Origin of the sequence: Brevundimonas sp. (assembly GCF_051858995.1) — a bacterium.
Lineage (GTDB): Bacteria > Pseudomonadota > Alphaproteobacteria > Caulobacterales > Caulobacteraceae > Brevundimonas.
The window spans coordinates 85,765-98,516 of record NZ_JBHYGN010000012.1 but is presented as its reverse complement, the minus strand read 5'-3'; the positions used below and the strand labels follow the sequence as shown (position 1 = coordinate 98,516).

Here is a 12,752-nt window from a genome sequence, read left to right as displayed (position 1 = left end):
ACATCCGGGGCCGTCTTCCTAGTCCCTAGTCCCTATCTGCTCCGCCACCTCCGCCACGATCCCGCGCAGCCAGCGGTGCGCCGGGTCGTGGCGGTAGCGGAGGTGCCAGCCCATCTGCACCGGGAAGGTCCCCAGATCGACCGGCGCGGGCAGCACCTTCAGGCGCGGATCCAGGGCCAGCCGACGGCAGATCGAGATCGGCAGCGTCGAGCAGTAATCCGTGCTCGCCACCATCTCCGGCACGGCGAGGAAGTGGGTCACCGACACCGCCACCTCGCGCTTCAGCCCCTTCTGGTCCAGCGCCTGGAACAGGCCCGCCCGCAGGCGGCCCGGCGGCAGAACATTGACGTGCTTCAGCCGCTCGTACTGTTCACGCGACAGACTGTCCCCGACCTCGGGGTGATCGGCCCGGACGACACAGGCCAGCCCCTCGTCCATCAGATGCTGGACCACCAGATTGTCCGGCGGATCGATCAGACGGCCCAGCACCAGAGCGGTGGTCCCGGACATCACCCCCGTCTCGGCCAGATCGGTCCCAAACGGGGTGAGGCGCAGCCGGATGCCCGGCGCCTCGGCCCGCAGGCGGCTGACCAGAGCCGGAGCCATGACGAATTCGACGAAACTGTTGGGCGCCAGGGTGAACAGCCGCTCGGCAGTCGAGGGATCGAACGCCTGCTGGCCCAGCACTACATCGTCGATATTGGCCAGCGCCTCGGCGATGCCCGGCGCCAGGGTCTCTGCCAGTTCGGTGGGCCGCACGCCATAGCGCTCGCGGATGAACAGCGGATCGTTCAGCGTCGCGCGCAGCCGGGCCAGGGCGTTCGACAGGGCGGGCTGGGTCATGCCCAGCCGCTGGGCTGCGCGGGTGATGTTGCGCTCCTCCATCACCGCGATGAAGACCGGCATCAGGTTCAGGTCATAGCGCATGGTTTATCATGCAGCATGATATCTGAAATCAGAACAATAAAGTTCTGGAATAGCTGTGCGAAGCGCACCTTCCGCTCGTTCCCAACGGACACACCCCAGCTGAAGGAGGTCGTCATGACCAAGGCAAAAGTTCTCATCGTCGGTTCCAACGCCACGCGCCTTGAGGTGCAGGGCGGCGGGTTCGTCCCGACGGGCCAATATCTGAATGAAACCGTCATCCCCGCCCAGGCCTTGGTCGAGGCCGGTTATGAGGTGGTGCTGGCCACGCCGAACGGCGAGCGCCCGACCCTCGACGAGGCCTCCGACAGCCCCGACCACTTCGAGGGCGACGTGGCGGCGTATGAGGCCGCGCGCCGCTACTGGGACACCGATCCGGCGATGACTCATCCCCGCACCCTGGCCTCGGTGATCGCCGAGGGTCTGGACAACTATGCCGGCGTCTTCTTCCCCGGCGGCCACGCCCCGGTGGTCGACCTGATGCAGGACCGTGAAGCCGGTGAAATCCTGCGCTACTTCCATGAGGCGTCCAAGCCGACCGCCCTGCTGTGCCATGGCCCGGCCGCCGTCGTCGCCGCCCTGCCCCACGCCCGCGAGTTCCGCGCGGCCCTGATCGCCGGCGATCCGGCCAAGGCGGCCGAATGGGCCAAGGGCTGGCAGTACGCCGGCTATCGCATGACCATCTTCTCCAACAGCGAGGAGAAGATCGTCGAGGAGCACGCGATGCACGCCAGGCTGCACTTCTACATGGTCGACGCCCTGACCACCGCCGGGGGTGACCTGATCACCGGCGCCGAGGACTTCGCGCCGCATGTGATCGAGGATCGCGAGCTGATCACCGGCCAGAACCCCGCTTCGGATCACCTGCTGGCGGCCAAACTGGTCGCGGCGCTTGATCGTTCGCTGGCCGAATGAGGACCCGGATGACCGGAGGGGCCTTGCGCCTGGGCTCCTCCGGCGCCCTTCCGCTGAAAGGAACAGTCCCCATGTCCGCCCGCATGAAGATCATGGCCATCCTCGTCGCCCGCGCCGGCCAGGCCGACGCCCTGCGGGACCTGCTGTTCGGCATGGCGCCCGCCTGCCGGGCCGAGCCGGGCAACCTGCGCTGGGACGTCTGGCGCGACCCGGCCGAACCCGCCCGCTTCGTTCTGGACGAACTGTATGTGGACGCCGACGCCGTCGCCGCCCACCGCGAGACCCCGCATTTCAAGGCCTACCTCTCCCGCATCAACGACCTGGCCGAGCGCACCTCCCTGCTGCTCGAACCCGCCGCGGTCGCCTGACCTTCCTTTCGAAAGGACCACCGCCATGTCCATCAAGACCCTGCTCTCCGACCGCCGTCTCGGCTTCGGCGCCGCCCCCCTGGGCAACATGTTCCGCGACATCCCCGAGGATGAAGCCCTCGCCACCGTCGAGGCCGCCTGGACCGACGGCGTCCGCTACTATGACAACGCCCCCTTCTACGGCGCCGGCCTCGCCGAGCTGCGCATGGGCGAGGCGCTGGCGGGCAAGCCGCGCGACGAATACGTCCTGTCCACCAAGGTCGGCCGCGTCATTCTGGACGAGGTCGAGGACGTCTCGGCCCGCGACAACGGCGAGAAGGGCGACGTCTTCAAATACGGTCGCCCGAACAAGATCGTGAATGACTATGGCTACGACGCCACCCTGAAGTCCATCGAGGACAGTCTGAAGCGGCTGCGCACCGACCGCATCGACATCGCCTTCGTCCATGATCTGGCGCAGGACTTCTGGGGCGACCGCTGGATCGGCCAGTTCGAACAGGCCCGCACGGGCGCCTTCCGCGCGCTGGACCGTCTGCGCGATGAGGGCGTGATCAAGGCCTGGGGTCTAGGCGTGAACAAGGTCGAGCCTATCGAACTGCTGCTGGACCTGGACGAGCCGAAGCCGGACGCCTTCCTGCTGGCCGGGCGCTACACCCTGCTTGACCACGACCGCGCCCTGCAGCGGGTGATGCCCAAGGTGGCCGAGCGCGGTCTGGGGATCGTGGTCGGCGGCCCCTACAGCTCGGGCGCCCTCGTCGGCGGGCCGAACTTCGAGTACGCCCCGATCACACCTCCGATGGCCGACAGGATTGCGCGCATCAAGGCCCTCGCCGACCGCCACGGCGTCAGCATGAAGGCCGCGGGCCTGCAGTTCTCGCTGGCCAATCCGGCGGTCGCCGCCGTCATCCCCGGCGCCAGCCGCCCGGAGCGGATCGCCGAGGACAGCGCCGCCTTGAACGAAGTCGTCCCGGCGGCCTTCTGGACCGACCTGCGCGAGGCCGGACTGGTCAACCCGGCGGCGCCCCTGCCCGCCTGAACCAGAGAACGGCGGGGGCTCAGGCCTCCGCCGTCAGCTTTGTCAGGCAATGCGAAGATTACCGCGGCGTCTGACCTGTCCAGTTCAGCGCCGGAATCTTCACGGTGCGTAGAACCTGTCCCTTGTCGCGACCGATCGTCACGACAGCTTCGACAGCCTCGGACCGGTCGGGACGGCCCTCCTGCCCTTCGACCTCGACGACCGTGCTGGCCAACACCTCGAACTGACCCTGACCAAGGCTCATCTTGCTGGACGGGTTGAAACGCACACCCTTCAGGCGGACCTGTCGTCCCTTGCCCTTGTAGGCCTCAGCCACTTCCCGCCCGAGTTCCTTCGCGACCTTGTTGGTCACGCCCGCAGGCTTTGCGCCAACGATGTTGAGCACGAGGTCGGGACTGGATTTGATTACGGCGACCACGATCTGTCCTAAGCGAATGCTGAGAGAGTTTTGCCCGATTTGAACCGATAGTCGAGGCTTCTGCAGAGACCGTCGATATCGGGGTAGATATGGGAAGCGTCCACGCCGACATCCATCAACCGAGATTGAAATCCGGCCCTCAGGGCGCATGGAATCTCGAAGGTTTCGGCCGAAGGGACAACAAACGGCGTCAAGGGCTCACCATGCAAGGTGAAGATCCCGCGCTGTGTCGTAATCCGGTTCGAGACTTGCGCCGTCTCGATCAGATAAACTCCGGACCGTGGACTCAGAGGGCCTTTGACAGTCGTCCCATCGCGCGTCTCGCCGGTCTTGGTATCCAGCACCAGTATGTCCGGCCGCACCACATCCAGCGCATAGATCTGGGCGTCGGTCGTTTCCGGGAAAGAACTCACCGCAAACCAGGCGGCAACGAGAGGACTGGTCGACCAATCGACGAGACGGGTCGGCGCCCCATGATGCTGCGCCAACGCCAATAGCTCGAACGCCGACATTTCGCTCTTGAGATAAGGTCTGGCGGCTCGCTCGAACGCTTCGAACAGCGCCCGTTCCCGAGCGTAGTCGAAATTGTACCCCGACCGGCCGATCTTGGGCAAAATCGCGCTTGTGTCTGCCTGTCCCCTGAACAGATAGGCGCCCGTCGCGTGACTTTCGGTCCACGTCCAGAAATTCGCCCAGAGCTCTTCAACCGTCGTCGCCATGAAAGCCGCCCCCGCTGCTGAAGGCTCAGCTTGCACGAGCGAAGCGCAACCTCAAGAGCGCCCGATCAACAACCCTGAATCACCCCCGCCCGCGATACGTCGGCACGCCCTGGTCGGGCAGCCACAGGCCTTCCGGGGCCGGACCGGTCTGCCAGAAGACGTCGATGGGGATGCCACCGCGCGGATACCAGTAGCCGCCGATGCGCAGCCATTTCGGCTGCAGCAGGTCCGCCAGCCGCTTGCCGATGGCGACGGTGCAGTCCTCGTGGAAGGCGCCGTGGTTGCGGAAGCTGGTCAGATAGAGCTTCAGCGACTTGCTCTCCACCAGCCAGTCGCCCGGCGCATAGTCGATGACGATATGGGCGAAGTCCGGCTGGCCGGTGACCGGGCACAGGCTGGTGAACTCCGGCGCCGTGAAGCGCGCGAGATAGAGGGTGTCCGCATGCGGGTTGGGCACCCGCTCCAGCACGGCGGTCTCCGGGCTGGTCGGTGCGGCGATCTGTTGGCCCAGCTGGTGCAGGCCCGAGGTGTCGGTGGTCATGGCTTGGCTCTAGCGATTTCGGTGGCGTCCGTCACGCCGCCAGCGAGGCGACGCCCCGGAACGGCTCATCAAGGCTGGGCTGCGGCTGGGTGAACCATTTCGCCCCCTCGGCGGTCATGTGGAAATGGTCCTCAAGCCGGATGCCGAACTGGCCCGGCACCACGATCATCGGCTCGTTGGAGAAGCACATGCCGACGTCCAGCAGGGTGTGATCCCCGCGCACCAGATTGGGCGCTTCATGGATGTCCAGACCGATGCCGTGGCCGGTGCGGTGCGGCGTGCCCGGAACCTGATAATCCGGCCCCAGCCCACTGGATTTCAGGAACACCCGCACCGCCGCATCCACGGCCTCGCACGGTTCGCCCAACCGCGCCGCCTCGAACGCCGCCGCCTGCGCGGTCTGCTCCAGCTCCCAGATGCGCCGCACCTCGGTCGTCGGTTCGCCAAACACATAAGTCCGGGTGATGTCGGCGTTGTAGCCGTCCAGCGCGCAGCCGGTGTCGATCAGGACCACGTCGCCGTCCTTCAGCTCCGGGTCGCCCTCCCCGCCGTGCGGCAGGGCGGTGTCAGCGCCGAACGAGACGATGCAGAAGGTGTTGCCGCCGTCCGCGCCCAGCGCGCGGTGCTGTTTGTCGAGGAAGGCCACGACGTCCGAACTGCGCATCCCGGCCTGCAAGGCGCCGTGCGTCCGCCGATGCGCCTCCAGCGTCAGCGCCTTGGCGCGGGTCATCAGGGCGATCTCGGCCTCGGACTTGCGCGTCCTCAGCGGGGTGATGAGCGCGCTCGCGCCGCGCAGCCGGTCGACGCCGAACACCTCGGCCAGTCCCAGCCAGGCGAACACCGGCGCCTGCTCGTCGACGGCCAGCACCCCGTTCGGGACTGCGTCGGCCACCAGCTTGTAGGGGCTTTCGTGCTCTTCCCAGGTCAGGAACTCGCCCGGCACGCCGATGGAGCCGCCCACCTTGTCCAGCTCGAACGCCGGGCAGATGTAGGTCAGCGGCTTTCCGGGCCGCACCAGCGCCGCGATCATCCGCTCGGACCGTCCCCACACCAGACCGGTGAAATAGCGCAGGCTCGTGGTCGCATCGATCAGCACCGCCGCCACGCCCCGCGCCTCCATCGCCGCCTCGAGCCGGGCCAGCCGCTGACGGCGTTCCTGCAGGGTGATCGGCGGCGGGTTCATGGGCGGTCTCGTGGAGTTGGAACGGCGTGCCTGTCGCCGCCACGCCGGGGCATGAGGGAGGCAGGGATCTGTCGGGGGAGATAGAGGCATGAGCGGACATTTTCAAAGGCGCGCGGCCTGTGGTGCCTCATACTCGTAAGAGGCTTTTCGCCCGCCTCTAGGGATCATGTAACGCCGCTACCTAGGAACACAGATCCATCTTCCTATATCCCGTAGCCGCCCCGAAGTTCGGGGCCAACTTTTGGAGATGGTCGTGCAGGTCGAAGTTGAGGGTTTCGAGGCGCCGGTACTGCCGGCAAGCGCTGAGGCCGGAGCGGCCTTCTACATTGACGACGGCCTCTTCGGCCTTCGTGTTGATGTCCGTGGCAAGGCGATCGACGAATGCCAACTGCTGGTCTTCTACGACGCTGCTCCCGTTGTGCTGCGCCCAGCGAGTTCAATCAATCAGCCTACGTGGCCGATCGATGGCAAGCTGAAAATCAGCGACCCGGAAGACGTTCTGTATCCCATCACCGATGCCGCTAAAGACGGCTATCTGATCTTGGACGGGAACAACGTCCCATGGGTCCGCGTGTCGTCCCCGGCGGGTCCGGTCGTGGTGAACCTTCAGACTTTCACCAACGGCACCCCGCCATTTCCCGTCCGGATTTTCGGTCGGTGGCAGCTAACCTTCTATGATTTCGGGGCAAGCGAAACTCGCTCGGTTACGCTGGGGGAACCGGCGTCGAGCTTTGAGGACTAAGGCTCCAGAAGATCGAGGCTGTGCCTCCTCAGTTCACGGCAGACCGCAGCGCAGCGCGCCAAACCCGGCGGCTGCGCGACTTCACCGGATTACACTCTTCACACCCTGTTTTTCGGGTTTGCCTTACCCGGGGACAGCCCGCTATCCGTAGCGAAAGACAACCCGGGGAAACGTCATGGCCATTCCGGCTTCGCTTCAAAAAGGTCTCAAGCTGCCGGTCATCGCGGCGCCCATGTTCCTGGTCTCCGGACCGGATCTGGTGGTCGAGACCTGCAACGCCGGGGCCATCGGCACCTTCCCGTCGCTGAACCAGCGCACCACCGAGGGCTATCGGTGGTGGCTGCATGAGATCAAGGGCCGCCTGAACCCCGACGCCGCCGCCTTCGGCGTCAACCACATCGTCCACCCGACCAACCCCCGCCTGATGGCCGACATGATGGTTTCGGTCGAGGAGAAGGTGCCGCTGATCATCACCTCGCTGGGCGCCGTCCGCGACGTGGTCGATGCGGTGCACGGCTACGGCGGTCTGGTCTTCCACGACATCGCCAACGTCCGCCACGCCCGCAAGGCGGCGGAAGCGGGCGTCGATGGCCTGATCCTCGTCGCCAACGGCGCCGGCGGCCACGCGGGCATCGTCAACCCGTTCGCCCTGGTGGAAGAGGTGCGCGGCTTCTTCGACGGGACCATCATCCTGTCGGGCTGCCTGTCCACCGGCTCGGACGTCGCCGCCGCCCTGATGATGGGCGCCGACTTCGCCTACATGGGCACCCGCTTCATCAACACGACCGAAAGCACCGCCCAGCAGCACTACAAGGACATGATCATCGACTCGGGCTCGGCGGACATCGTCCACACCCCGGCGGTGTCGGGCATCCCGGCCAACTTCATGATCAAGTCGCTGGTCGAGAACGGCATCGATCCCAAGCACCTGCCCGAGCACAAGCTCGACATGGCCGACGAGGCCAAGGCCTGGAAGACCGTCTGGTCCGCCGGTCAGGGCGCGGGCGCGATCCACGACATCCTGCCCGCCGGTCAGCTGGTCGGCCGCCTGCGCGACGAATTCGCTCAGGCTACGGAACGGTTCGCCAAGAAGACCGCCTTCGTCTAGGAACCTCCCGCGCGGCTACGCGTCTGGAGGCCCTATGATCCGTATTCTGACTTCGGCCCTCGCGGCCTCGCTCCTGCTCGCCGGCGCCGCGCAGGCGCAAGATGCCGCCCCGGCCTACAGGAACTGGTCCTTCTCGTTCGGCGGGGCGACCGACAACCGGTCCAAAGACGCCTCCAAGTCGCAGGGCGACGCCTTCGTCTGGGGCGAGGCCGAGTGGGAGAGCGAGAGCGGCTTCTTCTACGTCACGCCCGCCTTCGAGACGATCAAGGCGTCCACCGGCTCGGATTTCGAGGTCGCCCTCGCCGCGGGCATTCGTCCGGAGGTGGCCGGGTTCGACCTCGACCTGAAGGTCGAGCACAAGTGGCAGATCGACGCCGATCCGGGGGCGGACGATGACGCGTGGGAGTTCACCGCCGACGTCAAACGCTCCATCGGCCCGGCCAGCGCCCGTCTGCGTCTCCAGCACTCGCCCGACAGCACCGGCTCGACCGACGCCTGGACCTGGGTCGCCGTCCGCGGCGGCTGGGACTTTTCGGACAAGCTGACCGCCACCGCCGAGGTGGGGCGCCGCGAGCAGGACAACAGCGTCGACTATACGGGCTGGAACGCGGGCTTCACCTACGCCCTGACCCGCAACATCGAGGCCGAGGTCCGCTATCACGACACCGACGCGGACGCCAACAATCCGCAGTACGCCGACGCCGTCGTGGCCGGATTGAGCTTCGCGTTCTAGGAATCCCCCTGCACAGCCCCCATATCGGGTCATGACTTCCCTGAGATTGACCACCCTTGAGCGCGCCTATCAGCTGGCGCGCGAGGGCCGCTGCCGCACCGTGAGCGACATCAAACAGGCCCTGTCTTCGGAAGGCTATGACCGCATCCAGGACGCCCTCTACGGCCCCAGGCTGAGCGCCGACCTGCGCAAGCTGTGCCAGCAGCACTACGTCCCGCCAGCGGGCGACCTCGCCGAGGGCTGAGTCGGCGCGCCTTGCTTTCGCCCCTCACACAGTCCAAAAGGGCTGACGTCGATCTCTCTGCGAAACGCCACCCCTCTGCTTTCGCCCGAGGTCCAGCCGCTCCTTTCAGACCCGACAGGCTTCAGGCGCTATTGTCTGCGGCCAATGCCAGAAGGAGGTCTCAAATGGCTACCGGCACCGTTAAGTGGTTCAACTCGACCAAGGGCTACGGCTTCATCCAGCCGGACGACGGCGGCAAGGACGTCTTCGTCCACATCTCGGCCGTTGAAGCGGCCGGCCTGCGCGGCCTGGATGAAAACCAGAAGGTTTCCTACGAACTCGAGCGCGATCGTCGCTCGGGCAAGGAATCGGCTGGTCAACTGAAGACCGAAGGCTGAGGTCACGCGTCGGTTCTGATCGACGCCTGATTTTGAACGGCGGCGGGACCTCAGGCTCCGCCGCCGTTTTCAATTCCGTTCAACGCAGCGCCTGATCCAGATCGGCGATCAGGTCGTCGATGTCCTCGACCCCGACCGACAGGCGGATCAGGTTGTCGGTCACCCCGCCCGCCTCGCGCACCTCTTTGGGCACGCTGGCGTGGGTCATGATGGCCGGGTGGTTCACCAGGCTCTCGACCCCGCCCAGAGATTCCGCCAGCGTAAAGACCTGAACCCGCTCCAGCACCTGCTTTGTCCGCGCCAGGTCGCCGTCGATGATGGCGGTGACCATGCCACCGTAGCGGCCGTTCATCTGGGTGGCGGCGAGGCTGTGCTGCGGGTGGCTGATCAGGCCCGGATAGATGACCTGGGCGATGCCCTTGCGGGTCTCCAGCCAGCGAGCGACGGCCAGCGCGTTCTCATTGTGCGCCTTCATGCGCAGGCCCAGCGTCTTCAGTCCCCGGTTGGCCAGGAAGGCGTCGAACGGCCCCATCACCCCGCCGATCGAATTCTGCAGGAACTTGATCTCCTTCGCGAGGTCGGGGCTGCCGGTCACCAGCGCCCCGCCGATGATGTCGGAGTGGCCGTTCAGGTATTTGGTGGCCGAGTGCATGACCACATCGGCGCCCAGCCGCAGCGGCTGCTGGCTGAACGGGGTGGCGAAGGTGTTGTCGACCACCAGCAGCAGGCCATGCGCCTTGGCGATCTTCGACAGGCCCGCGATGTCGGTCAGCTTCATCAGCGGATTGGTGGGCGTCTCGGCCCAGATCATCCTGGTCTTGGGCGTGATGGCCGCCTCGACCGCGTTCAGGTCGCTGAAGTCGACATAGCTGAAGTCCAGCCCCATCGAGCGGCGGCGCACCCGCTCAAACAGCCGCCACGAGCCGCCGTACAGGTCATCGCCGGTGACGATGTGCGAGCCCGCGTCCAGCAGCTCCAGCGCCGTCGAGGTCGCCGCCATGCCCGAGGCGAAGGCGAAGCCCTGCACCCCGCCCTCAAGGTCCGCCAGGCAGGCCTCGAAGGCCTCGCGCGTCGGGTTCTTGCCCCGGGCATACTCATAGCCCTTGTTCACGCCCGGGCTTTCCTGGGCATAGGTCGAGGTGGCGTAGATGGGGGTCATCACCGCGCCCGTGGTCGGGTCGGGCCGCTGGCCGGCGTGGATGGCGCGGGTCGAGAAACCCTGGCTGTTCTTCAGCGAACTCATGAGACGTCCTGGTCGATGCGGCCGATATTGCCGCCGTAGAAGGCCGCCGAACGCTCGAAGATGTCGAGCCATTGCGGCGGCGTGAACAGATGGTCCGCGCCGGGTAGCACTTCCTCACGGACGTTGATGCCCTTGTCGCGCAGGAAGGCGATCCAGAGGGCGGTGTTGCGCGGCAGGACGTGGGTGTCGTTCTCCGCGCGGATGATCATCACCGGCACCCGGCGCCGGGGCGAGCGGGGCGTATAGACATCGACGCCGCCCGCCAGACCGATGGCCGCCGCCGCCCGACCGCCGCCCAGCGCCCCGTCCACGGCGACATAGGACCCCAGCGAATAGCCGAACAGGGCCGTCCGCCGCCGATCCACGCCGCTGTCGATAAGGCGCTGGATGGCGTCCTCACCGACATCGCACCAGGCGTTCATCATCCGCTCGGGCCGGACGCCGTCGTCGGGACAGGCGTCGGTGAACAGGGGAGTCAGCACCTGATAGCCGTCGGCGGCGAAGCGCATGGCCAGCTCATGCCACGGACCGCGATTGGTGATCCGCGCGCCCGAGCCATGCATCATCACGATGGCCGACCGCCGCCCCTCGTCCACGGGGCGATACTGGATGGCGCGGATCGGCTTGCCGTGGCTCTCGAAGGTGACGCCTTCATAGGTCGGCGCGGCCTGTTCCTGCGCCCGGGCCGCCACCGCGCTGAGCGCGAGCGCCGCTCCTCCGCAGATGATCAGGCCCCTGCGGTCCATCCCGGCGCGTTACCGATTAAGGCTGAGGTGGTTGATCAGGTCGGTCCGCGTGATCAGACCGACGAAGCTCTCGCCGTCCAGCACGATGGCCACCCTGTCACGGTCGAACAGCGGGATCAGGGCGTCCAGCGGCTCGGACACCTGCACCGTGTCCAGATCGCGGGTCATGGCCGACGACACCGGCTTGGCGAACCGCTCCTTGCGGGTGATCTCGTCGGTGTTCATCACATGGACCAGATCGCTCTCGTCCAGAATGCCGACCAGCCGCCCGTCATTGATCACCGGCAACTGCGACACGTCCGAGCCCTTCATCCGTTTGAAGGCGGTGTCCAGCGTGTCCTCAGGCCCGATCACGACCACATCGCCCTTGGTGTATTTGCGGGTGATGAGGTCCGACAGGTCGCCGTGCAGCTCGCGCTCGCCCAGGCCCTGATCGGCCAGCCAGGCGTCGTTATAGACCTTGGACAGGTATTTGGCCCCCGTGTCGCAGACGAAGGTCACGGCGGTCTTCGGCTCGGTCTGCTCGCGGCACCAGCGCAGGGCGGCGGCGATCAGGGTGCCCGAGGACGACCCGGCCAGAATGCCTTCCTTCAGCAGCAGTTCGCGCACCGTCGAAATGGCTTCCGCATCCGGGATCGAATAGGCCTTGTCGATCAGGGTGATGTCGGCGGTGTCCGGCACGAAATTCTGGCCGATCCCCTCGACGGTGTAGCTGCCGTCGGGGCCCGGCACGCCCTCATTGACGATCCCCGCCAGCGTCGAGCCGACCGGGTCGGCCAGGATGATCTGGGCGGTCGAGCCGACCGACTTCAGATACCGCGCCGTGCCCGTGATGGTGCCGCCCGAGCCGATGCCGGCGACCAGCGCATCCACCTGACCGCCCAACTGTTCCCAGATCTCCGGCCCCGTGGTCTTCAGATGGGCTTCGGAGTTGGCATCATTGGCGAACTGGTTGACGTAGAAGCCACCCGGAATCTGCTGCGCCAGACGCTCGGCCATGTCGGTGTAATACTCGGGGTGGCCATGCGGAACGTCCGAACGCGTCAGGCGAACATCCGCGCCCATCGCCCTGAGATGCTGGATTTTTTCCTTGGACATCTTGTCCGGGATGACCAGAAGCACCTTATATCCCTTGGCTTGGCCGACGAGGGTCAGGGCCAGTCCGGTGTTTCCCGCCGTCGCTTCGACGATGGTGCCGCCGGGCTTCAGGAAGCCCTCGCGCTCCGCCGCTTCGATCATCGACACCGCGATGCGATCCTTGATCGACCCGCCCGGGTTCTGGCTCTCGAGCTTCAGGAACAGGCGGCACGGCCCGGTGTCGATCTTCTTCACCTCCACGATCGGCGTCTTTCCGATCAGGTCCAGCGTCGAACCGACGGGACCGGACAGGACCGGTTGGGAAGCGAGGGGCATCAGAAACTCCGTGGGGGCTTGGCCCAAAAGCTAGGCTCGCCC

General features: G+C 66.3%; 16 protein-coding genes. 8 read left to right on the top strand and 8 right to left on the bottom strand.

Translation table 11 applies throughout. The annotated features are described in order from the left end of the window. Positions 1-18: 18 nt before the first annotated feature. The gene (locus ACTIEF_RS14190) at positions 19-927 is read right to left on the bottom strand and encodes a LysR substrate-binding domain-containing protein (RefSeq protein WP_439472789.1); all 909 of its coding nucleotides are present in this window, start codon (positions 925-927) and stop codon (positions 19-21) included. A gap of 114 nt (positions 928-1,041) precedes the next feature. Between ACTIEF_RS14190 and ACTIEF_RS14185 the strand changes: the two genes are divergently transcribed. From ACTIEF_RS14185 to ACTIEF_RS14175, 3 genes are all read left to right on the top strand, one after another. Further along, a complete protein-coding gene (locus tag ACTIEF_RS14185; protein ID WP_439472788.1) occupies positions 1,042-1,839 on the top strand; it encodes a type 1 glutamine amidotransferase domain-containing protein in 798 nt (265 codons plus the stop codon). Positions 1,840-1,910: 71 nt separating this feature from the next. Next, entirely contained in the window at positions 1,911-2,207 is a 297-nt protein-coding gene (locus tag ACTIEF_RS14180) for a putative quinol monooxygenase (protein ID WP_439472787.1), read from the top strand. A gap of 25 nt (positions 2,208-2,232) precedes the next feature. Beyond that, positions 2,233-3,243: an aldo/keto reductase gene (locus tag ACTIEF_RS14175; protein ID WP_439472786.1), complete on the top strand. Its 1,011-nt coding sequence runs from the start codon at positions 2,233-2,235 to the stop codon at positions 3,241-3,243. Positions 3,244-3,301: 58 nt separating this feature from the next. On the opposite strand, the gene ACTIEF_RS14170 is transcribed toward ACTIEF_RS14175, so the two are convergent. The 4 genes from ACTIEF_RS14170 to ACTIEF_RS14155 form a co-directional block, all read right to left on the bottom strand. After that, positions 3,302-3,661 carry a hypothetical protein gene (locus ACTIEF_RS14170; protein WP_439472785.1) on the bottom strand — a complete coding sequence of 120 codons (360 nt, stop codon included), beginning with the start codon at positions 3,659-3,661 and terminating at the stop codon, positions 3,302-3,304. A gap of 8 nt (positions 3,662-3,669) precedes the next feature. After that, positions 3,670-4,380, bottom strand: a complete 711-nt coding sequence (locus ACTIEF_RS14165; protein ID WP_439472784.1) for an FRG domain-containing protein — start codon at positions 4,378-4,380, stop codon at positions 3,670-3,672. Positions 4,381-4,459: 79 nt separating this feature from the next. Continuing rightward, positions 4,460-4,921: a preQ(1) synthase gene (queF, locus tag ACTIEF_RS14160; RefSeq protein ID WP_439472783.1), complete on the bottom strand. Its 462-nt coding sequence runs from the start codon at positions 4,919-4,921 to the stop codon at positions 4,460-4,462. Positions 4,922-4,952: 31 nt separating this feature from the next. Beyond that, positions 4,953-6,104: a M24 family metallopeptidase gene (locus tag ACTIEF_RS14155; RefSeq protein WP_439472782.1), complete on the bottom strand. Its 1,152-nt coding sequence runs from the start codon at positions 6,102-6,104 to the stop codon at positions 4,953-4,955. A gap of 253 nt (positions 6,105-6,357) precedes the next feature. On the opposite strand from ACTIEF_RS14155, the gene ACTIEF_RS14150 reads away from it, so the two are divergent. The 5 genes from ACTIEF_RS14150 to ACTIEF_RS14130 all read left to right on the top strand — a co-directional run bounded on the left by ACTIEF_RS14150 (position 6,358) and on the right by ACTIEF_RS14130 (position 9,308). Next, complete coding sequence (locus ACTIEF_RS14150) at positions 6,358-6,846, top strand: hypothetical protein (protein ID WP_439472781.1); 489 nt, start codon at positions 6,358-6,360, stop codon at positions 6,844-6,846. Positions 6,847-7,021: 175 nt separating this feature from the next. Then, the gene (locus ACTIEF_RS14145; RefSeq protein ID WP_439472780.1) at positions 7,022-7,954 is read left to right on the top strand and encodes an NAD(P)H-dependent flavin oxidoreductase; all 933 of its coding nucleotides are present in this window, start codon (positions 7,022-7,024) and stop codon (positions 7,952-7,954) included. Positions 7,955-7,988: 34 nt separating this feature from the next. Then, entirely contained in the window at positions 7,989-8,687 is a 699-nt protein-coding gene (locus ACTIEF_RS14140; RefSeq protein WP_439472779.1) for a TorF family putative porin, read from the top strand. Positions 8,688-8,718: 31 nt separating this feature from the next. Beyond that, complete coding sequence (locus ACTIEF_RS14135) at positions 8,719-8,931, top strand: hypothetical protein (protein ID WP_439472778.1); 213 nt, start codon at positions 8,719-8,721, stop codon at positions 8,929-8,931. 164 nt (positions 8,932-9,095) lie between these two features. After that, positions 9,096-9,308, top strand: coding sequence for a cold-shock protein (locus ACTIEF_RS14130; protein ID WP_141626345.1), 213 nt, complete (start codon positions 9,096-9,098; stop codon positions 9,306-9,308). A 79-nt stretch (positions 9,309-9,387) separates the two neighbouring features. Here ACTIEF_RS14130 and ACTIEF_RS14125 read toward each other — a convergent pair whose 3' ends face one another. The 3 genes from ACTIEF_RS14125 to ACTIEF_RS14115 are packed head-to-tail and all read right to left on the bottom strand — an operon-like array spanning position 9,388 to position 12,710. Continuing rightward, positions 9,388-10,551 carry a cystathionine gamma-synthase gene (locus tag ACTIEF_RS14125; RefSeq protein ID WP_439472777.1) on the bottom strand — a complete coding sequence of 388 codons (1,164 nt, stop codon included), beginning with the start codon at positions 10,549-10,551 and terminating at the stop codon, positions 9,388-9,390. Next, positions 10,548-11,297, bottom strand: coding sequence for an alpha/beta hydrolase family protein (locus ACTIEF_RS14120; protein ID WP_439472776.1), 750 nt, complete (start codon positions 11,295-11,297; stop codon positions 10,548-10,550). Before ACTIEF_RS14120 ends, ACTIEF_RS14125 begins: the two co-directional genes overlap by 4 nt. 9 nt (positions 11,298-11,306) lie before the next feature. Next, on the bottom strand, positions 11,307-12,710 hold the full coding sequence (locus tag ACTIEF_RS14115; RefSeq protein WP_439472775.1) for a pyridoxal-phosphate dependent enzyme: 1,404 nt from the start codon (positions 12,708-12,710) through the stop codon (positions 11,307-11,309). Positions 12,711-12,752 lie beyond the last annotated feature (42 nt).